Here is a 22025-nt window from a genome sequence, read left to right on the forward strand (position 1 = left end):
TTACCACAAACCAATCTGGCCTAAACCAAACCGGTCCGTCGTCTCCAGGATGCACAGACTTTTGCGCCATAACGCTGCCCGCGCATCCCTTCCTACTGATCAACAATGTCAAAGAACTCTAGAGCCGAAGCCCTCAACCTCCAAGTCCGCGTCGCCGTCTTGCTGGCGCCGCACCCCGTCGGTGGAGGCGGGTTATAGGCCGCACCCAAGGAACTGTCAAACCCTTTTTTGGAAAAAAATGCGCTAAAAATACAAAAAGTTGGAAAGCCGGTTTTCCCTTAATTCCCGCCGCAGCCCGCCATATCACTGTCTGATTGAGTGCGCCGCAGCATCATTTTGACCATATGGTTAGGAATTGCATTTCTCCGATTAAGCCAACCGCAGAAAACAGCCGTTTCACCCTTGGCACCACCGCGCCACCATTTTGCACAGCACAAAACGGACATCCACAGCCCTTCACCCCACCCCGGCCGTCTTTTGCGAACACATATATATAACGGGCCATCGTGAAATCAGATTTGCCCCGAAAAGCCCGCGCCAAAACACCGGACCGTCACTGGCGATTTGCACACATATATATAAGAGTACGAATCACGGAATGCGCCGGATGCCGTCCGGCCCCGGCAGCGCGGCATTCAGGATGGTGATTCGCAGATACCGGCACACATTTTGGCCCGCGATCATACGCATCGACAAAAGGTGTGAATTTAAATGGTTAACACGCTGCCATTTTCTTGCCATTCTCGCCATTCAGATCAGCGTCGTTCTTGTGAAGATCCTGCCTTATTCATTTCAACGGTTCGTAAACCATATCCCGGCATCATGGCCTTAACGGGATGGTGCCCAACCAGTGGTGAATTGGCATTTCACATTTACGAGTCTTTTTTGTATAAGGTTCGTGCCGATGTTGCCGCAAAGAGCAACTCGTTGGGCACACTGCATTATTAGTTCTAGGGGAGTTCTGCGGCAATGGCCGGAAGAGACTTGGTATCTATTGCCACCATCATGGCAATCTTGGGGGGGACTGCCGGTTTCATCCTCTCTGACCATTACTCCAACGCTTCGGATACCGCTTTGTCAGCCAATGCCGCTGAAAGCGAGTTAAGCGCTTCTCCCCCATCCAGTGTGACCGAAACGGCCAACCTGCCCGATAACGAGCCCCGTCTTGAAACGGTTGTGCTCGAAAAAGGTTCCAACCTGATGGCAACTTTAACCGCAGCGGGCCTTGAACGGTCGGTTGCCTTTAACGCCATCGAAGCGCTGCGCGATGTTTACAATCCCCGCAAACTGCGCGCCGGCCAGGAATTCGACCTTGTTTACGCAAGCGATGTCGACGGTGACAGCGACCTTTTTGATACCCTGCGTTTCCAGCCTGATCCCGAAACCGTTGTTCTGGTTTCCCGTACCGATGACGGCTTTACCGCCTCGAGTGACAAGGTCGCACTGACCCCTGTGCGCAATGTTTCGTCCGGTGTGATTGATCAGAGCCTGTTCCTTGCCGCCGAAAAGAACGGCATGCCGCTTTCGGTGCTGATGGAACTGATCGAGCTTTATTCCTATGAGGTCGACTTCCAGCGCGACATCCAGCCGGGTGACAGTTTCGAGGTGATGTTCGAAGAACTGCGCAATGAGTCGGGCGAACGGGTTCGCTATGGCGATGTCGTTTATGCCAGCATGACGCTGAGCGGCAACAATGTCCGTCTGTATTCCTACAAGGACAGCAATGGCGATATCGACTTCTATAACCAGAAGGGCGAATCGTATCGTCGTGCCCTGATGCGGACCCCGATCAACGGTGCACGTCTGTCATCGGGCTTTGGCGCGCGCAAGCACCCGATTCTCGGCTTTACCAAAATGCACAAGGGTGTGGACTTTGCCGCCCCGCCAGGGACCCCGATTTTTGCGGCCGGTAACGGTACCGTTGCCAAAATCGGTCGCAATGGCGGGTACGGGAACTATATCCGTCTGCGCCACAATGATTCATACGACACTGCCTATGCCCACATGAAGGGCTTCGCCAAGGGCCTCAAACAGGGTTCGCGGGTCAAACAAGGGGATGTGATCGGATATGTCGGCACCACAGGTGCTTCAACCGGACCCCACCTTCACTTCGAAATCCTGAAAAACAATACACAGGTCAATCCGATCAAGGTCAAGATGCCAAGCGGCAAGACCCTGAAGGGTGACGAACTCAAGACCTTCCAGGCGAAGGCAGAAGGGCTCCGCGGACAATATGCCGAGCTTTCCCTCCATAACCGCAAGGTTGCCAGCGCTGAGTAAACAGCCATTTCTGAAACCCCCGCAAGCCCGCCCTTTGGCGGGCTTTATGCTTTTGGTGCCTGTTCAACAGCCAGAATTTTACCCAGTTCAAGAACAAGACCGTCATAGAAATCACGAGCAACCCCGGATAGCGGCCGCACGTTGGATGTAATGATTTCCAGCGGTTCCATAATGCGGGGACGAAACGGCAGCAACCGGATGTTGGGAAAATTAAAGGCATCGCTGAAATAGCGGCAATTCAGGGCATCAACCAGTGTCAAACCCATGCCGAGATTTACAAACGACATGGCGTGAACCGTCGTATGCACCTCGATGATACGATTGAACGCGATCCCGGCATCGTCATAGGCCCTGCGCAATTCCCGCGTGGTGGCGTTTTCTGAATCAAGCGTGATCCAGGGGGATGTTCCGGCATCTGCCAATGTCACTTCATCCAGCTGTGCGGCAGGGTGATCAAGTGGGACAGCACAGAAGCAGGGCAAATCCATCGAAACCGATTCATGACTAAGCGAGCTTTCCGATTTATCCACCAGCCCGATCTGATATTGCCCGGATGCCACTCCCTGCCGGATTACCGAACAGCCGGCATGATGGAGGCTGACCTGAACACCGGGATTCTTTTTCATGTAATCGGCAATCAGTTCAGGCAGAAAGCGATAGGCAGGGCCAAAGATGGAACAGATCCGCAAACGCCCACCCTTATTATTGCGCGCCGCTTTCAGACTGTCTTCAAGATGACTAAGCCCCTGCAGGATTGAATAAACTTCATCATGCAGAAAGTGCGCTTCATCGGTCGGCAGGAGTTTACCGTTATGCCGCACAAACAGCTTGTAGCCGATTTCCGCCTCGAAATTCGCCAGCATCTTGCTGGCGGCGGGCTGGCTGACGAAGCTTCGCTCGGCTGCGCGGGTGATGCTTCCGGTGACAAAAACCTCGTGAAATATCCGTAAGCGCTTGATATTCATAGATCATAACTCAAAGTTATCAAACCATCAGAAACATTCAATACCATTATTTCTATTCTTATCCTAGGATCACGACGATTTTTGCGCGGGGCCGGAAATCGCGTCTGATGCAGCAGCATGAAAGACCGCGATACGGAAAACCGATTTGCAGAGACAGCATCAACGAGAACCTTAATCAGGGAAGCATAATGAATAAATTTGCCTCGGCTCTGGCTGTGAGCGCAGCCATGATTTTCGTCCAGACGTCGGCCAGTCAGGCTGAAGAAGGCACATCGACACTTCAGACCGTCAAGGATCGCGGCAGTGTTAGCTGTGTGATCGGGAATTCCTTCCCCGGCTTTTACAGCCTGAACAAGGAAGGTGAATGGCAGGGCATGGACATCGATATGTGCCGTGGCGTTGCCGCAGCCGTTTTCGGAGATGCAGGCAAAGTCAACTTCCTGCCGGTTCAGTGGGCACAAAGCTTTACCACGATCAAAAGCGGCAAGGGCGATATCCTTTCCAAAGGCATGACCTGGACGCTGTCACGTGATGTAAGCCAGGGCCTCGACTTCCTTGATACCTATTTCTATGACGGTCAGGGCTTCATGGTCCGCAAAGACCTTGGTGTCACGTCCGTCAAAGAACTTAAAGGTGCGACGGTCTGTGTGCTGACCGGCACATCAAGCGAACTGAACCTTGCCGATTACAGCCGGACACATGGTCTGGACCTGAAAACGGTTGTTTTCGATGATTCGGCCGTGCGCAACACTGCGTTCTTTAACGATAACTGCGACGCGCTGACCAATGACAAGTCCGGCCTTGCAGCACAGCGTTCCGCCGCACCGAACCCGGCAGATTACGTTGTTCTGCCCGAAACCATTTCCAAGGAAGCCCTGTCATTTGCGGTCAAACAGAACGACAGCGAATGGGCCAATGTCGTGAAATGGACCTTCCAGGCGATGGTTGCCGCCGAGGAATACGGTATCACCTCGGAAAATGTTGATGACATGCGCGCCAATTCGGAAAGCCCGATCATCCGTCGTATTCTGGGGGTCGAAGGCGATCTGCATGTCGGCCTCGGATTGCCGCAGGACTGGGCCTATCAGGTCATCAAGAATGTCGGCAATTACGGCGAAATCTATGAACGCAATGTCGGCCCCGACAGCATTCTCGGTCTGGACCGCGAAGGTACGCTCAATGCCCTTTGGCAGGATGGCGGCCTGATGTATGCAAAGTCATTCCGTTAATTCCGTACGTTCAGGCGGGCTGGTGATCCAGCCTGCCTGAATGCCCCACATTCCAACGGTTATCCGGTATGAACTTTGTTTCGCCATCGCATCCAAAACCCGGCATTGCGCACAGTATTTTTTCCTGCCTGAACAAGGATTCAACACGTGGTGTGGTCATTCAGGCCGCAACGCTTGGCCTTGTGCTGGCAACTCTTTTGTATCTGTTTTCAAATTCTGCGCAGAACCTTGACAGGCTCGGTCTGAGTTTCGGGTTTGACTTTCTGCAAACGACCGCCGGCTTTGACATTAGCTGGAGCCTGATCGCCTATGACCCGAGCATGAGCTATTGGCGGGTCTTTCTGGTCGGGATCGTCAACACCCTGTTCCTGTCATTCTGTGTCATTGTCTTTGGCACCATTCTCGGCACCATTGTTGGCATTTTGCGTCTGTCCCCTAACCCGCTGGTATCGCAACTGGCGCGCTGTTATGTCGAGGTGGTCCGCAATGTCCCGCTGCTGATCCAGATTATTTTCTGGTTCACCACCGTCTTTTCCGCCCTACCCCCACCGCGCAGCGGTTACGGATTTGCCGGACTGGTCTTTTTGAACAATCGCGGCTTTTACATGCCATCCGCCGTCACCGATATGTCCGGTTGGCTGATAGCAGCCGGAAGCCTGATATTGCTTGGCACCCTCTGGTTCCTGTTGCGTGGCATACGTCGCCAGCAACGCCAGAACGGATCGGTCAGCCGTTCGTATCGGATTGCCTTTGCCCTCTGGGGAATTGTGTTATGTGGCATGGCCCTGATCGTTGGCAGTTCATTGCGCTGGTCCGTCCCGGCGTTGCAGGGCTTCAATATCGAGGGCGGCATGTTTTTGCCCTCGGCATTTGGCGCGGCCTTTATCGCAATGACGGTTTACCGGTCCGCCGCCATTGCCGAGACCGTGCGTGCGGGCATGGAATCCATCAGCAAGGGACAACATGAAGCCGCCGCGACCATCGGCTTTTCACGGTTTCAAACGCTTCGCCTGATCCTGATTCCGCAGGCCGTTCGCGCCATTATTCCCCCGCTTGCCAATTCCTGGCTGGTCGCGACCAAGGATTCGTCGCTTGCCGTTGCCATCGGCTTTCCCGAACTGGTGTCGGTCTTTATGCAGACATCGGTCAACCAGACTGGGCGCGCGATCGAGATCATTGCAATGGTGATGGGCTTTTACATCGTGGTCAGTCTGATCATTTCGTATCTGCTCAACAAATATAACGCCCATATGCAAATCAAGGCGAGGTAAGCAATGTCTGAACAGGATCTCAAACATTTCGTTCCCACCCCGCCACGCCTTCCGGCCACGAACGAGCAAAACCTGCTGCGTCGCATTCAAAAGCAATGCTTTAACAGCATCGGCAACAGCCTGCTGACCATCTCGGTTCTCGTGCTGATCTATTATGTCGCGAAATCGTTTCTGGACTGGGCTGTCTTCAACGCGGTGTGGAATGCGGCCACCCGGCGCGAATGCATGGATATCAGCCCGGATGGCGCCTGCTGGGCCGGTGTGATCGACTGGTTTAACGGCCTGATTTACGGGCGTTATCCGGATGAAGAACAATGGCGCGTCAATGGCGGTGTCATCATGGGGCTTTTGTGGTTATTGCCCCTGATGACCCGGCGCATTGCCTATCGCAATTCCATCCTGATCAGCTGGATCACGCTGTATCCGTTTCTTGGGGCCTATATGTTCCTTGGCGGCACCTGCGGGCAACATGTCGGGATCATTCATATGGTCTTTACGTCGCTGGCGGCGGGCTACTTCATCCTGCTTTATCTGAACTGGATGCTGTGTGCGGCCGGGCAATCTTCGCTGCCGGAAATGGTGACCCCGCTGACGTCAAGGCTGATACGTCGCGGGCAATATATGAACGGCTTCCTGCTGGTCTGGGCCGTTCTGTCAATCCTTTGCGGCCTCGTACTGGCGCAGGTGCATCTGGAACCGGTTCCGGTGGATCATTGGGGCGGATTGTTCCTCACACTGATCATCGCGTCCTTTGCGATTACCATGTCCATTCCGGTTGGCATTCTGCTGGCACTCGGGCGACGCTCGAAACTACCAGTCATTCACTGGCTATCGATGATGCTGATCGAACTGGTACGCGCGGTGCCGCTGATTACCGTTCTGTTCATGGCTGTCACCCTTTTGCCGATCTTTTTGCCAAGCGGTGCCGAGCCCGACAAACTCTCGCAGGTCCTGTTTGCGGTTTGCCTGTTTGCCGGGGCCTATATGGCCGAAAATATTCGCGGCGGGCTGCAGGCTATTCCCGACGGCCAATATGAAGCCGCCCAGACACTGGGGCTTGGATATTGGCTGACCATGGGCCTGATCATTCTGCCACAGGCGATGCGGCTGATGATCCCCAACATCATGACGTCCTTTATCAGCATGCTCAAGGACACGACCCTGGTTTCGATCATCGGCCTGTTCGATATCATGCTGATGGCGCGCAATATCTCCAACGACAAAAACTGGATCGGTCTTCATACAGAGCCGCTTGCCCTGATTTCGATCCTGTTCTTCGTGATGTGCTACGGCATGTCGCAATACAGCCTGAACCTTGAAAAACGACTGAAAGCGCATCGCTCATGACTCTGTCCGATCCTCAGGCACCGGCAGGCAAACTGTCCCGTCCGGCCATTGAAATCGATAACCTGAACAAATGGTTTGGATCCTATCATGCATTGCGTGACGTCTCCCTGACCGTTGGCGAGCAGGAGATCATGGTTGTCTGCGGCCCCTCTGGCTCCGGCAAGTCCACTTTGATCCGCTGCCTCAATCATCTGGAGGAATATCAGGAGGGCCGGATTTGCGTCTTTGGGCAGGAACTTGCCCGCGATCAGAAAAGCGACCGGTTCATTCATCAAACCATGGGCATGGTATTTCAGAACTTTAATCTGTTTCCCCATCTGACGGTTTTACAGAATTGCACGCTTGGCCTGACATGGTTGCGCAAGAAAACCGAAAGCGAAGCCCGTGATATCGCCATGGGATTGCTTGAACGTGTTGGCATCGAGCATCTTGCGGATCGCTTCCCCGGGCAGCTCTCCGGCGGCCAGCAGCAGCGCGTGGCGATTTCGCGGTCACTCGCGATGGATCCGAAAATCATGCTGTTTGATGAACCGACATCCGCCCTTGATCCAGAAATGGTCAAAGAGGTGCTTGATGTGATGGTCAAGCTTGCTGAAACCGGCATGACCATGGTGTGTGTCACCCACGAAATGCAGTTCGCCCGTCAGGTTGCGGACCGCGTGGTGTTCATGCAGGACGGCGAAATTGTTGAAGTTGGCCCACCTGAGCAAGTCCTCTTGCATCCGCAATGGGATCGCACGCGGGAGTTCCTCAATCACATTCTGTAGGTCCTAGTCCCCTAATCCCCGATACACGCCCTGAAACGGAACACATCGAGATGTTGGCAAAACATTCATCGAACTATATCCATGCGCCTTATTGGCAGGCGGCCATCACGCCGAAAAAACCCGAAACATCGCTCAACCATCGCGATCTTCCCGACCGTGCCGATACCGTAATTATCGGCGGGGGCTATACCGGCATCTCGGCCGCCATCACCCTTGCCCGCGCGGGGCAGAAAGTCGTTGTTTTCGAAGCCGACGCGTTCGGCAACGGTGCCAGCAGCCGCAATGGTGGGATGCTTGGCCCAAGCTTCAGCAAGCTGGGGGAAAATGGCCTTGAACGCCAATATGGCCGCGAACAGGTTCACGCCACGATCCGCGAAAGTCTGTCTGCCTTTAACTGGCTGGTGAATTTCATTCGCGACGAACAGATCGATTGCGACCTTCAGATATGCGGCCGTTTTCGCGGCGCCAGTCACCCCGCTCACTATGCCGGTCTGATCGAACAGGCCAGCGAAATCGCCAAGATTGTCGACTTCCCCGCGATTGAAATCAGCCGCGCCCAACAGGGTGAGGAAGTCGGATCAAACGCCTATTATGGCGGCGTGGTTTATCCGACCGATGGTGCGGTTCATCCGGCCAAGCTTTTTCAGGGCCTGTGTGAAATTGCAAAGCGCGACGGGGCATTGCTGTGTGATCACAGTCCCGTACGTCAGGTGATCAAAAACAACAGCCAGTTCATCATCAGCACCGATGACAAGAAAATCACCGCCGATCATGTCATCATCGCGACCAACGGCTATACGGGCGGGCCGTTTGGTAAATTCAAACGCCGCCTGATTCCGATCCGATCCGCGATGATCGCCACCGAAGAATTGCCGGAATCCGTCATCCGGTCGGTATCCCCCAAACTGCGCTGTCACGGCAGCACCGAACGCCTGTCGGTCTATTACCGCCCCTCCCCCGATGGCAAACGCATCCTGTTTGGCGGGCGGTCGCTTGGTTATGGTGATTGCCCGCAGATATATCATAAATACCTGCAAAACTTCATGACGCGCCTGTTCCCACAGCTCTCAAACGCAAAACTTGATTACGTCTGGTCGGGCAAAATCGCCTACACGTTCGATCATGTTCCGCATATCGGGGTAATGGATGGCATGCATTATGCCATGGGCTATTGCGGATCGGGTGTGGGACGGGCGAATTACTTCGGACGCAAGATTGCGCAAAAGGTGCTCGATCAGGCCGAAGGCTACACAATCTTTGAAGAATTCCCCTTCAAGACCCGCCCCTTCTATACCGGCCATCCATGGTTCCTGCCCGCGATCATGAAATGGCACAGTCTGGCGGATCGACTTGGGTTTTAGGGGGCGGCTTTAATCCCCCCTTGGAAATGTGACAAGGGCGGCCTCATGGGACCGCCCTTTGTTTTTAATCCATACCCGGTTGTTCCGCCTAGGCCGCATCCCGTTCAAACTGCAATTTGGCAAGTCGGCTATATAGCGGGCTGGATTCCAGAAGCTCCTGATGGGTCCCCACCGCAATCAGCTTGCCATCATCAATCACCGCGATCCGGTCGGCATGCAGCACGGTTGCCAGACGGTGCGCGATCACAAGCGTGGTGCGGGTTTTCATGATGGTTTCAAGCGCCTTCTGAACCACCTGTTCGCTTTCGGCATCCAGCGCACTGGTGGCTTCATCCAGCAGCAGAACCGACGGATTACGCAGGATCGCACGCGCAATCGCGATGCGCTGCCGCTGCCCGCCCGAAAGACGCACACCCTTTTCGCCAAGGAAGCTGTCAAAACCATCCGGCAGGCGATCAAGGAATTCGGTCGCATGGGCGGCATCGGCGGCGGCCCGGACATCTTCATCGGACGCATCCGGGCGGCCATAACGGATGTTTTCCCACGCATTGGCGGCAAAGATCACCGGGTCCTGGGCGACAAGACCGATCCGTTCGCGGACCGATACCGGATCGGCGGTGCGGATATCGACATCGTCAACCTTGATAACCCCGCTTGCCGGATCATAGAATCGCAGCAACAGCTGGAACACCGTCGTTTTGCCAGCACCCGACGGGCCGACAAGCGCCACGGTTTCCCCCGGTCTGACCTGCAGCGAAAAACCGGTCAGGGCCGAACGATCCGGGCGCGCCGGATAATGGAAAGTGACGTTTTCAAAACTGACATGGCCAAGATGTTTTTCGGGCATCTGCACCGGGTTTGCCGGTGCGGCAATGGCCGGTTTGGTTTCAAGCAGCCCCATCAGGCGTTCGGCCGCCCCTGCGGCACGTTGCAGATCACCGATCACTTCGCTGATCGCGCCGACCGAGCCCGCAACCACGATGGCATAAAACACAAAGGCGGAAAGATCGCCGGCCGAAATCGTGCCATCGAGCACGTCATGCCCCCCGATCCACAGGATCGTGCCCACCGCGCCAAAGACCATGACAATGACGACCGCGGTCAGAAGCGCCCGCGCCGAAATACGCGAAATCGCGGTTTTGAACGCCCCTTCGACGAAGCCGTCAAACTTGTCGCTTTCGATCTTTTCGTGGGTATAGGCCTGTACTGTGCGCAACGCATTGAGCGATTCTTCGGAAAAGGCACTGACATCGGCGATGCGATCCTGTGCCTCGCGCGAGAGGCGGCGCACCCGCCGCCCATAGCCGATGATCGGCACAACCACCAGCGGCACGACGAGCAGAACAAGCGCTGTCAGCTTGGGGCTGGTCACCGCCAGCATGGTCAGGCCACCAACAAACATCAGGATATTGCGAAGCGCGATCGACACACTTGATCCGATCACGACCTGCAAAAGGGTCGTATCGGTCGTCAGGCGCGAAAGGACTTCACCGGTGCGGGTAACTTCAAAGAAACCCGGATCAAGCCGGATGATATGGGCGTAAACCGCCGAACGGATATCGGCAACCACGCGCTCCCCGATCCACGACACCAGAAAGAATCGGGCATAGCTTGCCCCGGCCATCAGAAGGGTGACCGCAAACAGAACAAAAAGCGCCTGATCAAGAAGGTCGGCATTGCCATCGGCAAATCCCCGATCGACAAGCATGCGCAACCCGCTGCCAAGCGCCAGAACCGTGCCAGAGGCAATCACCAGTGCGACCATTGCACCGGCCACCTGCAAGCGATAGGGCCGAACGAAGGGGATAATGGCGCGAAGAGCGGAGAAATTACGACTGGAGTCCCTGTCTGCAAGACGGGGTGAAGTACGGGGATTCAATGCCACGGCAACCTTCCAGTTTACGCTTTTCCTGCCAATTCCGGGTCCCGATCAGTCGAGATCAAGACGCCGCCCCGTCTTGACTGCAAGATCAGCCGAAAGCTGATCGGTCAGCGTCGTCGAGCCGCGGGTAGACGTCCAGCTTTCATTGTCTTCATCGAAATCATAGTGGCTGGCACCACTGACCGGCGAGGACATCCAGATCTGACGGTTCGGGCCGTGTTTATTGATGATGAACTGTTCACCCGAGTCGAGCTCGATCGTCAGGATTCCCGATTGCAGATCGACATCAATATCGTCCCCCATCTCGTCATCAATATGATCCGAAAGGGTTTCAATGGTGTCATCAGCAAGCTGATGGAAGCGGGTTTCATCAAGGGCCACGATCAACACTCCGTCTGTCAAAAGGGGCTAAACGCCCCCTGGCAAGGCGACAATTCTATATGCTGGCGCACCATACTATATAAAGAGTCTCGCGCAAGTCTGCATCATGCAGATGATGCGGATTAATGCCCCGAATAGTGTGCAATATCACCATAAACCGGGATCAAAAATGCCGGTCGCGCCCCTTAATCCCGGTTTATCCAAGAATTCCCGGAGACAGGGGTTGCATAGGTCGATTTTTTACCTTATACACCGCGCTTCAAATTCCGGAGTGATAGGCGATGAAAAAAGACATCCATCCCGATTACCATGAAATCACCGTTCAGATGACGGACGGCAGCAGCTTCACCACCAAATCGACCTGGGGCAATCCGGGCGACGTTCTGAAGCTTGACATCGATCCGAAAAGCCATCCGGCTTGGACTGGTGTTCATCGTCTGCTCGACAGCGGCGGTCAGCTCGCGAAGTTCAAAAAACGCTTCGCCGGTTTCAATATCGGTAACTAAGCAAAGTTCGCCTTTCTGGCGATCTATGGGATCAGCGCCCGCTAGCGTCTTTACGATGCTGCGGGCGTTTTTCTTTTCCGGCTGCAAAATCAGGATGACGTGCAACCCAGCTATACGGGGGCATTAGGCATATTTAATGGTCATCCGGACATTTTCTTGCCATAATCTTCAACCGGCGCTATACCGCGCCGGTATCGGGGAAGGGGTCCCCCTAGTGTCAGGAAGACTGGGCTAATCGAATGAACCAGGTGATCGCGCGCACCCAGGTCAGCTATGAGGTCTATGTTAAAGACCGCTCAGGGCGTTGGCAGATTCACGCCCACTTTACCGGTGCGCAGAAAAAGCAGGCCGAGGAAGAAGCGCGCTCGCTTGAAAAGATGGCGCATGTCTCCGCCGTCAAGGTCATTCGCGAAGTCTATAACCACACCAATAATGCGGCTGACGAATACGTCATCTATGAAACGCGGCAAAGCGGTGCCTTGGAAAAGGCACAGGCAGCCCCCGCGCGCCCGGCCCCCGTTCGTGCCCCCGCCCCGGCCGCGGTCGAACCCGAACCGGTTTCAAGCCCGGCCCCGAAACCGATCCGCCCAAAGGCAAAGCCTGCGGCCCGGGATGAAAACCCCAGTCTGGTTGGCGTGGTTCTGAAACTGATGATTGCCTTTTGCATTGCGATTGCCATTGGTCTGGCCGCAATGCTTGGTGCCTCGCACGGGCTTGAATACCTGCCGCGTATGGGTGTTTCGATCAGTCAGGGCTTTTATGACAAAGCCAATTTCATATCCTTCATTGTCGGCTTCCTTGCCAGCGCGACACCGATGCTGATGAGCATCACGCGCAGGTTCAAGGGCAAGGCACGCACCGCACCGGTGCAGCAACCCGTCGCCCGGCAACCGGTCAAAGCCGTGCGCAAGACGGCATCACCGGGCCGCCCATCCCTCTCAGGCGGCTTTGCCGAAATGGCGGCCGAGGCTGCGCGTTCTGAAAATGAAGCAACGCCTGATACGGGCGCGGATGAAACCGACGATACCAAATCCGCATCCGAACAGCGCGATGACGGCATCCCCGATCAGCCAATGGCCGTGACGCCCGCACTTCAGGCCACGCGCGAGGTCATGAAATCCTTCATCGCCGGTTCGATCGAAGCCATCAAGCGCACGGTTCCGAACATGGACGCCTATCATAAATTCGGCGTCAATCTTTACGTTGCCGGTGCCTGCGATGCCTGTAGCGAAAAGAACGCCCTCGAGGGAAGGCAGGGACGCAGCGTCCTGAAGGACTGCATTTCCGCCCTGGGTGCGACCGGCAGCATGGCCGACACGTTCTGCAAGAATGTCGACAGCTACATTCTGGAGCCAAAATACAAGGATATGTATGGCGCGGGCAGAAGCTCGATGGACGCCTATATGAAGGACGAGCGCAGCATCACCACATCGGTATCCCGCGCCATTGCAGCCTGGACCGAAAAGCCGACCGGCGCACCCGTTGCTGCTGGCGGCAAGAAGCTGCATGCGCTGATGTTCACCGATATCGTCAATTCCACCCAGATGACGCAGCAACTGGGCGATGTCGGCGCACAGCAGATGGTGCATATCCATAACCAGATCGTGCGCACCGCGCTGATCAACAATTACGGCAAGGAAGTGAAGCATATGGGGGACGGCATCATGGCCGTGTTCCCGTCATCGGCAAGCTCCGTCGAAGCCGCCATCGAGATTCAGCGCAACATGGCCCAGCATAACGGCCGTGATGAATTGAAATTCCAGATCCGCATCGGCATCAATGCCGGCGAAGCCATTACCGAAGAAAACGACCTGTTTGGCAGCGTGGTGCAGCTTGCGGCACGCGTCTGTGCACAGGCCGGTGGTGATGAAATTCTGGTATCACAGAACGTCAAGGATACCTACGCCGGCAGCCGGGCGGCCTTCACATCGAAAGGCACACGCCAGATGAAGGGCTTTGCCGAACCGATAGAAGTCTTTGCCGCCACCTCGCGCGCCTGACTGACGTTATCACGCGCACGCAGGCAAACATCCCCTACCTACCCTCGTAAAGCGGCCAAACATGGTCAGGCTGAACAGCGTGCGGCGACCTGAAGTTCCATGCGGGCGGTACGCATGTAAAGTGAATGGGCACGTTCCATAAGATCAAGAAGGACTGGCGGGAATCCCGTTTCTTCGTCGCAATCGCCACGAACACAGATTTGCAGATCAACCATCAGATCATCAAGATCAACGGCATCTTCCCAATCAATCTCGCCCTCTTCAACCGCACGCACCGCCAGCAGCCATGCCATCGCCCGGATCAGGCGGCTGGTCATGCGCATTTCCTCGATGAACTGGTTCATCTTGACGCTGTTGTGAAGGCCACGACGCGATGCGGTGCGGTTTGCTGAAAGGTAATTACGCGCCTCCACCAGCAGGGTGAAAGCCTCGTCATAGGTTCGCGAAAAAGGAACGATCGCGAAGTTGCTTTGATAGGGGTGCCCAATCTCGGTCGGGTGATCCTTATTTGCCATACCGCTTATATGGGAAACGGAGACCGGGCTTCAAGCATCCGCCAGAATTTGCCCTGAATTTGCCCCGAAATAGAAAGACCGCCCCAAAGGGCGGCCTTGCCTCAACCTGCTAAACTTGCCGGACTTTTTTGTTATTCTTGATCTTGTTTGTGGCCGAACTCTAGCCAGCGGTTGGCAAGGGGTCAAGGTAATTAATGTCGGAAATATGACAGTACGTATTAATACGTACCGAAATACGTATAAACAGTACGTAGAAGGCGAAAACATAAAAAGAACCGCCCTGAATTTGGGCGGTTCAGTTTAACAGGGAGGCATCGAAACATCACGTTCGACAAGGGGCCAAGCTCTGGCCCACTACTCATATATAAGACGGGAAGTTTAATATTCAATTAACCGGAGGTTTAAAAATACATCCTCCCGTTTAATGTTTTGGCGCACCCGTCCCGTCAGTTCTTGAAAAGCGCCTCGGCCCCGGCTCGCACGCCATTGCGATGCTCCATCGCCGCATCGACGCGCACCAGTTCCTGTTCAAGGGCGGATCGATAATCGACAAGGTTTTCAATCGACATTCCGTCAAGGTTCCGCGGCAGGCCGAACATCGCGGCCAAAGGTTTTTGCAGGTCGTCTTCTTCCACAGTCATCCTCCTTTGACATTTTGCCCTTGGCGTTTTTCCCGCTATTACATAGTGACCGAATTTATCATTCGCCATGGAGTTTTGTCATGACCTTGCCAGACCTTGCCCCGGACCTTGCCAAAGACATGCAGGCAATCGAAATCCGTATCGACGGCGACAACCGGTATCTTGCCGCTGGCAAGGTGGCTACGCCCGAAATCGCAAAGGGCGAGGTTCTGGTCCGCATTCATGCCGCCGGCGTCAACCGGCCCGATCTGATGCAGGTGGCCGGGATGTATCCGCCGCCCCCCGGCGCGTCGGAAATCCCGGGGCTGGAGCTTTCGGGCGAAATTGTCGCCACCGCCCCCGATGTCACGCAATGGAAAATCGGTGATCGCGTCTGTGCCCTGGTCACCGGCGGCGGCTATGCCCAATATGCCGCCGTCCCCGCCGCGCAATGCTTGGCCGTCCCGGCCGGTCTTTCCATGACAGAAGCAGCATCCCTTCCCGAAACCTTCTTTACCGTCTGGCATAATGTGTTCGACAAGGCCGGGCTGAAACAGGGCGAAACATTCCTTGTCCATGGCGGCACATCGGGGATCGGCACCACCACGATCCAGCTTGCCAAGGCATTTGGCGCGCGCGTGATCACAACCGCAGGCACCGATGAAAAATGCCAGGCCTGCCTCGACCTTGGCGCGGACATCGCCATCAACTACAAAACACAGGACTTCGTTGAAGAGGTAAAAACCGCAACCAACGGCAAGGGGGCGGATGTCATCCTTGATATGGTCGCAGGCGATTATGTCAGCCGCAATTTCAAGGCGGCTGCGATGGAAGGCAGGATTCTGATCATTGCCTTCCTGAACGGGCCCAAGGCCGAAACCAACTTTACCCCGCTTCTGTTAAAACGCCTGACCCTGATGGGATCAACCCTGCGCGCCCAGCCGGTTGCCAACAAGGGCGCAATCGCAGGCAAACTTCGCCAGCAGGTCTGGCCACTATTTGAAAACGGCACGATCAAACCGGTCATTTACCAAACCCTGCCAATGAATGAAGCCCAGGCCGCACACGACATTTTGCGGGGTGGCGCACATGTTGGAAAAGTGGTACTGGAAGTGCCTTGATCGTTTACGGATCGGGGTTGAAGGCATATTCGGTCACTACCGGCTTCACCCTTTCCCGGCAACTGGCCTTTGATTGCGGGACGAAAAGAAATATTCTTTTCGATAACCTGCAACAGATTGTTGCTTTTAACCGCACATTGATCGAAAAGAGCGCTGTGGCGGTTCCAGCGACGCGCGGCACCCACTTTGGGTTGCCTTTGCAGCGTTGCCGGAACACCAAAACAGATTATATTCTGGGGCAAATATTCCCGCGTTTTTGGGGTTCATCCCATCGCCGGTCTCCAGATGAGAAAGAGTAAACAGGAGGAATTATGGCTCAGCCCCTCATGCCCAAAGCAACGGCCGTATGGCTTATCGACAATACCGGCTTGTCGTTCCGGCAGATTGCAGCCTTTACCGAGCTGCATGAACTGGAAATTCAGGCCATCGCCGATGGCGATGTCAATCAGGGGATTGTCGGCCTTGATCCGGTTGCCAATGGTCAGTTGACCAAAGACGAGATCGCCCGCTGCGAAGCCGATCCGCGTGCATTGCTGAAAATGGCAAAGTCCGATCTGCCGCGTCCGCGCGCACATGGTAAAGGGGCTCGTTACACCCCGGTTTCCAAACGTCAGGATCGCCCGAATGCAATCGCGTGGCTGCTCAAGCACCATCCGGAACTCTCGGATGCGCAGATTTGCAAACTGATCGGCACCACCAAGGACACGATTGGCAAAATCCGCGATCGCACGCACTGGAACTCGGCCAACCTGACGCCGCGCAACCCGGTGACCATGGGTCTTTGCATCGAACTTGATCTTGAAAAACAGGTCGTGATCGCGCGCAGCAAGAACCCGGAAAAGGTCGTCAAGAATGTCGAGCCAGATCCGCTGCCCGAAGAATTGCAGATCAACCCGGAACCGGATTATCCCGGCAAGAAGGACGATCGCAAGAAAGAAGAACCCAAAACATCCGATTACATGGAAGCAGCAGAAAACCTGTTCCGCTCCTGATCGATGCAAAGGCCGCCCCAACCGGGCGGCCTTTTCTCTTTGGTGACCAACCTAAAAGCGAATATGTTTTGTTTCATATGAATGCCGTGAAACGGTAATATTCCTGAAATGAACACCCCATAACATTCGCTTAAACAAAAACCGCAAAACAATCGCCAAAGAAGCATCTCATGCAAAAACGTCCGACTGAACGTCAGGCCAGTATCGTTGAACTTGTCCGCGCTGACGGTTTCAAGACTATTGAACAGCTTGCCGAACGTTTTCAGGTAACCCCGCAAACCATCCGACGCGATGTAAACGCCCTTTGCGACGAAGGATTGCTGCGACGTCGCCATGGCGGGGTTGAACCGGCACTTGAACATGAAAACATTGCCTATCGGGCGCGCAAGGTTTTGCATGTGAATGAAAAGCGCAAGATCGCGGCACTGGTCGCGCGCGCCATTCCCGATGGGGCATCGCTGTTCTTTTCAATCGGCACCACGCCGGAACTGGTCGCAAGTGCGCTTTTGCAGCATCGCGGTTTGCGGATTTTCACCAACAATCTCAATGTGGCCTATGTCGCCGCCACCAATGACAGCTTTGACGTCACCCTGATTGGCGGCCGGTTGCGCAATCGCGACCGCGATGTGCTGGGGCCGGAGGTCGAGGCATTCTTTAACAGCTACAAGGTCGATTACGGCATTTTCGGTGTTGGCGGCATTGATGCCGATGGCAGTCTGCTCGACTTTGACGAACAGGAAGTCCGTGCACGTTCCGCCATTCTGACCAATTCGCGCCAGACCTATCTGGTGGCCGATCATACCAAGTTTGGCCGCAATGCCGTGGTGCGTGGCGGCTCTGTCACACAGGTAACCGCCTTCTTCACCGATTGCCCACCGCCCGATGCCATCATTCAGATGATCGAAAAACACGGGGTTGCCCTGCATATCCCCGAACCGAATGCCGAATTCCCGACCTTCTTCGTCCCCGAAGAAGACTAGGCACCCGTCCAGTCGCGCGCTGCCGCAATCAACCCGTTGCGGACTTCGCGCAACCCGCTTCCCATCACCTTGTCGCGCCGGACCACAAGCGCCAGACGGCGCGCAAGGTCCGGGGCAAGCTTGCGGGTCTTGATCGGGAACTGTGTACGGCCCAGCCGTGCGCCCATCGCGGGCAAAATCGTTGCCCCCAACCCGGCCCCGACCAGTTCCTTGATCGCCTCGACACTGCCCAGTTCCATGATGGAATGCCCGGCAACACCTGCCGCACGCAGCCAGTCATCAACAATGGTGCGTGTCTGGCCACCACGTTCATACAGAACCAATGGAATATCTGCCAGATCAGCCGGCCGGACCAGATCGGGCACATCCATCCCGTCGGGAAAGATCGCGACAAACGGATCGGTCAGAACCGGCACGATATCCAGACTGCGCCCGCTGGCGGGTAATGTCACCAGCCCGATATCAAGGCTGTTTTCCTCAATCGATTTCAGAACGTCGCTGGTATTGCCGGTGCGAACAATGATTTCCAGCTTCGGGAAACGCCGCTGCAACTGTTCCAGAACCTTTGGCAGGAAATAGATGCAGGCCGTCGCACCGGTTCCGATGCGCACCTGCCCGACCGTACCACTGGCAAATCCCGCCACCGCATCCAGGGCGTTCTGAACGGATGCGTCAATCTCGCCCACCCGATCCAGCAATGCCTGCCCGGCCGGTGTTGGCATCGCGCGTTTGCCGACGCGCTCAATCAACCGCACGCCAAGACGATCTTCAAGCTGGCGGATCTGCTGGCTGATCGCAGGCTGGCTTAAATTCTGCCGTGCGGCGGCGGCAGAAAAACTGCCAAGCTCGATGACATCGGCAAAGGCATGCATCTGATCAAGGTTAAGGCCACGCATATAAAACTATTCCTTATGATTTGCATAAGAATACAAATCTTATCTTATTTCAGATGACCGGCTAATGTCACGTCATACAGTTAATCTCTGATATGGAATCCCGATCAATGTCGACCGATACGCTGCCTGCCACCGCCAAAACGTCCGATCTCGCCATCCGCGATGCCGACCCTTCCGACATTGCCACCATCACCGCGATTTATCGCCATCACGTTCTGACCGGCACCGCCTCGTTCGAAGAAATCCCGCCGTCTGAGACCGAAATCACCAGTCGCTTTGACGCCATCCGTGGATATGGCCTGCCCTATCTGGTCGCCCTGCGCGGTGATGTCATCGTCGGCTATTGCTATGCCAGTCTCTATCGCCCGCGTTCGGCCTATCGCCACACGGTGGAAAATTCGATCTATGTCGCGCCCGATTGCATCGGGAACGGGATCGGGGCGGCCCTGATGGCGGCCCTTCTGGAACGCTGCGAAGCAGGTCCGTGGCGGCAGATGGTTGCCGCCATCGGCGATAGCAAAAACCACGCATCCATTGCCCTGCATCGGAAATTCGGCTTCGACATGACCGGCACCTTCCACAATGTCGGCTACAAGTTCGGCACATGGCTGGACTCGGTTCTGATGCAACGCCCGCTTGGTTCCGATCAGCCGCTCATCCCCGGCCCGGCCGATAAATGATCACCCGCGCACTTGTCATAAAACTGGGGCTCGGGCAGCTCATCAGTTGGGGCACGGCCTATTATCTGATTGGCAATTTCGGCACCCTGATCGCCCAACATCACGGCTGGTCCAGCAGCGTGGTTTATGCGGGCTTTTCGGCAAGCCTTCTGACCATGGCGGTCATATCCCCCTTTTGCGGCAGGATGATCGACCGTCACGGCGGGCGGATCATCATGACGCTGGGGTCATGCCTCAATGCCCTTGGCTGTCTGATCCTTGCATTCGCCGATCAGCAGGTGCTTCATTTCATCGGCTGGATCATCCTTGGGCTTGCCATGCGGGCCACCCTTTATGATGCGGCCTTTGCAACCCTCGCCCGGATTGGCGGGCGCGATGCCAGACGGGCGATGGGGCAGATCACGCTTTTTGGCGGCCTGGCCTCAACCGTCTTCTGGCCGCTCGGTCATTTGATCCAGTCGGAATTTGGCATCACAATCGCCCTTGTCGCCTATGCCGGTTTCGCCCTTCTGACCGTCCCGATGTATGCCGCCATCCCCGATGCCCGACATGGCGCACCTTCCGGAACGGGAACCACCCCTAATCCGACCGATGATGCCGACAGTACCGATGATCAGGGACTGGCAACGCATCAACGCCTGTGCGGCTTTCTGTATGCCGTAATCGTCACCCTGCTCAATGTCGTGAATGCCGCAATGTCGGCCCACATGATCGCCATCCTGATCGGACTTGGCTTAACCACCGCCGCCGCGATCAATGCCGCATCGCTGCGCGGTATCGGACAATCCGCGGCGCGTGCCGCCGAAATCCTGTTTGGCAAACGCATCGCCCCGGCAAGTCTGACATTGTTTGCCACCGCCATTTTGCCGCTCTGCTTCGTCCTTGCCTTCTGGGGGGATCAGTTTGCGATTGCCGCCATGACCTTCACCCTGCTTTACGGGGCTGCAAACGGCGTTCTTACGATCACACGCGGAACCCTTCCCCTGATGATCTTCGGCAATGCCCGATACGGCCATCAGGTCGGGCGATTACTGGTACCGGGCTTTATCCTCTCCGCCCTGGCACCCAGCCTCTACGAACGCGCCATCGCACATTGGGGCCCCACCGGCGCGCTCTGGCTTTCCATCGCCCTGCTGGCCTGTGCCTTTGGGGCTGCCATGTGGCTTTACCTGCTCCTACGACCGCAAAGCTCCGAAACCCGCCCGGCCCCATCGCCTGATAGGCATCCCTCGTAAAAGCCACCCGCAAATCAAATTCGCGGGCACTCAGATTGCCCCATGCCCCGGCCAACAAACCTGAACGGGGCAACGGAACAACCGACGGACAACCTATCCTGATTGGCACTTTCGCCCCCTGATCGCCCCCCGATCGCCCAACGTCACGGCAGGTCCGACAGCGGGCTCCATGCCGGACTCTCCGCAAAGCGTGCTGACCATGACCAAGTTATCGCTGCCTTGCGCAAAGATGATCGATCCGCCGGGCAGTCGAATGGTCTGACAATCCGATCTGGCCTGAATGCCCCGGCGGTCTGATCCGTGCCTTCGTCGATCTGCCTGTTCCGCCTTTCGATGCTGCTCTTGCCAAATTTTTCGGACGCATCGTCTCCGGTCCGATCTGGCCTACTCGGCTCCCACGGTCTGCCCCACCATACCGCCCTTGCCAGACTGGCCGGGCTTGGCGGACGAGACGCAAGACGGGCAACGGGCAAATCCCCTGCCCGGTGTTCGCATGGTCTGGCGGCCCGACGATTTCGCGGCTTGGCCATCTGGCATCGACGGAGCTGTCGCCCCTGGCGATCTCATCCAGTCGCAATTCGGCCCTGCCGCAACCGTCGCCATTGCCATCACAGCCCAGGCCGGGCTTGCCTCAATCGCCCCCCCACACTTCCGGCACGTCCCCATGCCCGAAGGACACATTTCTCCCGTCATGATTACCAACCGTTTTTCGCAAATACCCCCCGAAACTTATCGAGGCTATCGGGCGTCACCGCCCGGACACACGTCCCCCGTAATGATTTTTCCAACCGCCATCGATGCCCCCTTGGCGACGTCGCCGTCGCCCTCTCGGCCTGTCATATCGCTCAACAATCATCGTCGCTTTCCTGTCTTCCCGGCCCGAAACGCAAAAACCCGCAAAAGCGCATGACGCTTTGCGGGTTTTTGATCCGGGTGCATTTGTCCCGTTGACTTTGCCTTTATGACACAAACAAAAGAACAAATCAAGAACATTTTT

Annotated in this window: 20 protein-coding genes; 14 read left to right on the plus strand and 6 right to left on the minus strand. The window is 55.9% G+C overall.

Going from position 1 to position 22025, the window contains the following annotated elements:
- Positions 1-1074 precede the first annotated feature (1074 nt).
- Positions 1075-2280 (plus strand): peptidoglycan DD-metalloendopeptidase family protein, encoded by a 1206-nt coding sequence (locus J7395_RS00005; protein WP_062958467.1) that lies wholly within the window; start codon positions 1075-1077, stop codon positions 2278-2280.
- 44 nt (positions 2281-2324) lie between these two features.
- Here the strand turns inward: J7395_RS00005 and J7395_RS00010 are convergent, their stop codons facing one another.
- Complete coding sequence (locus J7395_RS00010; protein WP_209220147.1) at positions 2325-3245, minus strand: LysR family transcriptional regulator; 921 nt, start codon at positions 3243-3245, stop codon at positions 2325-2327.
- A 188-nt stretch (positions 3246-3433) separates the two neighbouring features.
- Between J7395_RS00010 and J7395_RS00015 the strand changes: the two genes are divergently transcribed.
- From J7395_RS00015 to J7395_RS00035, 5 genes are all read left to right on the plus strand, one after another.
- On the plus strand, positions 3434-4474 hold the full coding sequence (locus tag J7395_RS00015) for an amino acid ABC transporter substrate-binding protein (RefSeq protein WP_097052977.1): 1041 nt from the start codon (positions 3434-3436) through the stop codon (positions 4472-4474).
- A gap of 68 nt (positions 4475-4542) precedes the next feature.
- Positions 4543-5745: an ABC transporter permease subunit gene (locus tag J7395_RS00020; RefSeq protein WP_209220148.1), complete on the plus strand. Its 1203-nt coding sequence runs from the start codon at positions 4543-4545 to the stop codon at positions 5743-5745.
- A 3-nt stretch (positions 5746-5748) separates the two neighbouring features.
- Complete coding sequence (locus J7395_RS00025; RefSeq protein WP_209220149.1) at positions 5749-7092, plus strand: amino acid ABC transporter permease; 1344 nt, start codon at positions 5749-5751, stop codon at positions 7090-7092.
- A complete protein-coding gene (locus J7395_RS00030; protein ID WP_007092404.1) occupies positions 7089-7859 on the plus strand; it encodes an amino acid ABC transporter ATP-binding protein in 771 nt (256 codons plus the stop codon). Before J7395_RS00025 ends, J7395_RS00030 begins: the two co-directional genes overlap by 4 nt.
- 50 nt (positions 7860-7909) lie before the next feature.
- Positions 7910-9220, plus strand: a complete 1311-nt coding sequence (locus J7395_RS00035) for an FAD-binding oxidoreductase (RefSeq protein WP_209220150.1) — start codon at positions 7910-7912, stop codon at positions 9218-9220.
- 88 nt (positions 9221-9308) lie between these two features.
- Here J7395_RS00035 and J7395_RS00040 read toward each other — a convergent pair whose 3' ends face one another.
- Complete coding sequence (locus tag J7395_RS00040; RefSeq protein WP_209220151.1) at positions 9309-11105, minus strand: ABC transporter transmembrane domain-containing protein; 1797 nt, start codon at positions 11103-11105, stop codon at positions 9309-9311.
- Between the two features lie 45 nt (positions 11106-11150).
- Positions 11151-11483: an iron donor protein CyaY gene (gene cyaY / locus J7395_RS00045; RefSeq protein ID WP_062953431.1), complete on the minus strand. Its 333-nt coding sequence runs from the start codon at positions 11481-11483 to the stop codon at positions 11151-11153.
- A gap of 281 nt (positions 11484-11764) precedes the next feature.
- On the opposite strand from cyaY, the gene rpmE reads away from it, so the two are divergent.
- Positions 11765-11989, plus strand: coding sequence for a 50S ribosomal protein L31 (gene rpmE / locus J7395_RS00050; RefSeq protein WP_062953430.1), 225 nt, complete (start codon positions 11765-11767; stop codon positions 11987-11989).
- A gap of 239 nt (positions 11990-12228) precedes the next feature.
- The gene (locus J7395_RS00055) at positions 12229-13989 is read left to right on the plus strand and encodes an adenylate/guanylate cyclase domain-containing protein (protein ID WP_209220152.1); all 1761 of its coding nucleotides are present in this window, start codon (positions 12229-12231) and stop codon (positions 13987-13989) included.
- A gap of 65 nt (positions 13990-14054) precedes the next feature.
- Here the strand turns inward: J7395_RS00055 and J7395_RS00060 are convergent, their stop codons facing one another.
- Together J7395_RS00060 and J7395_RS00065 are read right to left on the minus strand one after the other, a co-directional pair.
- Positions 14055-14504, minus strand: a complete 450-nt coding sequence (locus J7395_RS00060; RefSeq protein WP_209220153.1) for a DUF1465 family protein — start codon at positions 14502-14504, stop codon at positions 14055-14057.
- A 446-nt stretch (positions 14505-14950) separates the two neighbouring features.
- Entirely contained in the window at positions 14951-15145 is a 195-nt protein-coding gene (locus tag J7395_RS00065; RefSeq protein WP_062953427.1) for a DUF1192 domain-containing protein, read from the minus strand.
- Between the two features lie 80 nt (positions 15146-15225).
- Between J7395_RS00065 and J7395_RS00070 the strand changes: the two genes are divergently transcribed.
- The 4 genes from J7395_RS00070 (at position 15226) to J7395_RS00085 (ending at position 18217) form a co-directional block, all read left to right on the plus strand.
- A complete protein-coding gene (locus tag J7395_RS00070; protein ID WP_209220154.1) occupies positions 15226-16245 on the plus strand; it encodes an NAD(P)H-quinone oxidoreductase in 1020 nt (339 codons plus the stop codon).
- Positions 16242-16544: a hypothetical protein gene (locus J7395_RS00075; RefSeq protein WP_209220155.1), complete on the plus strand. Its 303-nt coding sequence runs from the start codon at positions 16242-16244 to the stop codon at positions 16542-16544. Before J7395_RS00070 ends, J7395_RS00075 begins: the two co-directional genes overlap by 4 nt.
- A gap of 12 nt (positions 16545-16556) precedes the next feature.
- Entirely contained in the window at positions 16557-17237 is a 681-nt protein-coding gene (locus J7395_RS00080) for a cell cycle transcriptional regulator TrcR (protein ID WP_062953424.1), read from the plus strand.
- A gap of 170 nt (positions 17238-17407) precedes the next feature.
- Positions 17408-18217, plus strand: coding sequence for a DeoR/GlpR family DNA-binding transcription regulator (locus tag J7395_RS00085; RefSeq protein WP_062953423.1), 810 nt, complete (start codon positions 17408-17410; stop codon positions 18215-18217).
- On the opposite strand, the gene J7395_RS00090 is transcribed toward J7395_RS00085, so the two are convergent.
- A complete protein-coding gene (locus tag J7395_RS00090; RefSeq protein WP_209220156.1) occupies positions 18214-19113 on the minus strand; it encodes a LysR family transcriptional regulator in 900 nt (299 codons plus the stop codon). The two genes, J7395_RS00085 and J7395_RS00090, sit on opposite strands and share 4 nt — an antisense overlap.
- A 107-nt stretch (positions 19114-19220) precedes the next feature.
- On the opposite strand from J7395_RS00090, the gene J7395_RS00095 reads away from it, so the two are divergent.
- Both J7395_RS00095 and J7395_RS00100 read left to right on the plus strand, forming a co-directional pair.
- Positions 19221-19793: a GNAT family N-acetyltransferase gene (locus J7395_RS00095; RefSeq protein ID WP_209220157.1), complete on the plus strand. Its 573-nt coding sequence runs from the start codon at positions 19221-19223 to the stop codon at positions 19791-19793.
- A complete protein-coding gene (locus J7395_RS00100) occupies positions 19790-21028 on the plus strand; it encodes an MFS transporter (protein ID WP_209220158.1) in 1239 nt (412 codons plus the stop codon). Before J7395_RS00095 ends, J7395_RS00100 begins: the two co-directional genes overlap by 4 nt.
- Positions 21029-22025: the final 997 nt, after the last annotated feature.

It is taken from the genome of Thalassospira sp. A3_1, assembly GCF_017744215.1.
GTDB classification, from domain to species: Bacteria; Pseudomonadota; Alphaproteobacteria; order Rhodospirillales; family Thalassospiraceae; genus Thalassospira; species Thalassospira lucentensis_A.

What these genes read in the sequence shown, in the direction of transcription:
- rpmE (WP_062953430.1), top strand. Translation starts at nt 11,765, where the DNA reads ATGAAAAAAGACATCCATCCCGATTACCATGAAATCACCGTTCAGATG.
- J7395_RS00020 (WP_209220148.1), top strand. Translation starts at nt 4,543, where the DNA reads ATGAACTTTGTTTCGCCATCGCATCCAAAACCCGGCATTGCGCACAGT.
- J7395_RS00060 (WP_209220153.1), bottom strand. Translation starts at nt 14,504, where the DNA reads ATGGCAAATAAGGATCACCCGACCGAGATTGGGCACCCCTATCAAAGC.
- J7395_RS00010 (WP_209220147.1), bottom strand. Translation starts at nt 3,245, where the DNA reads ATGAATATCAAGCGCTTACGGATATTTCACGAGGTTTTTGTCACCGGA.
- J7395_RS00080 (WP_062953424.1), top strand. Translation starts at nt 16,557, where the DNA reads ATGGCTCAGCCCCTCATGCCCAAAGCAACGGCCGTATGGCTTATCGAC.
- J7395_RS00065 (WP_062953427.1), bottom strand. Translation starts at nt 15,145, where the DNA reads ATGACTGTGGAAGAAGACGACCTGCAAAAACCTTTGGCCGCGATGTTC.
- J7395_RS00025 (WP_209220149.1), top strand. Translation starts at nt 5,749, where the DNA reads ATGTCTGAACAGGATCTCAAACATTTCGTTCCCACCCCGCCACGCCTT.
- J7395_RS00055 (WP_209220152.1), top strand. Translation starts at nt 12,229, where the DNA reads ATGAACCAGGTGATCGCGCGCACCCAGGTCAGCTATGAGGTCTATGTT.
- J7395_RS00015 (WP_097052977.1), top strand. Translation starts at nt 3,434, where the DNA reads ATGAATAAATTTGCCTCGGCTCTGGCTGTGAGCGCAGCCATGATTTTC.
- J7395_RS00035 (WP_209220150.1), top strand. Translation starts at nt 7,910, where the DNA reads ATGTTGGCAAAACATTCATCGAACTATATCCATGCGCCTTATTGGCAG.
- J7395_RS00085 (WP_062953423.1), top strand. Translation starts at nt 17,408, where the DNA reads ATGCAAAAACGTCCGACTGAACGTCAGGCCAGTATCGTTGAACTTGTC.
- J7395_RS00030 (WP_007092404.1), top strand. Translation starts at nt 7,089, where the DNA reads ATGACTCTGTCCGATCCTCAGGCACCGGCAGGCAAACTGTCCCGTCCG.
- J7395_RS00070 (WP_209220154.1), top strand. Translation starts at nt 15,226, where the DNA reads ATGACCTTGCCAGACCTTGCCCCGGACCTTGCCAAAGACATGCAGGCA.
- J7395_RS00095 (WP_209220157.1), top strand. Translation starts at nt 19,221, where the DNA reads ATGTCGACCGATACGCTGCCTGCCACCGCCAAAACGTCCGATCTCGCC.
- J7395_RS00090 (WP_209220156.1), bottom strand. Translation starts at nt 19,113, where the DNA reads ATGCGTGGCCTTAACCTTGATCAGATGCATGCCTTTGCCGATGTCATC.
- J7395_RS00100 (WP_209220158.1), top strand. Translation starts at nt 19,790, where the DNA reads ATGATCACCCGCGCACTTGTCATAAAACTGGGGCTCGGGCAGCTCATC.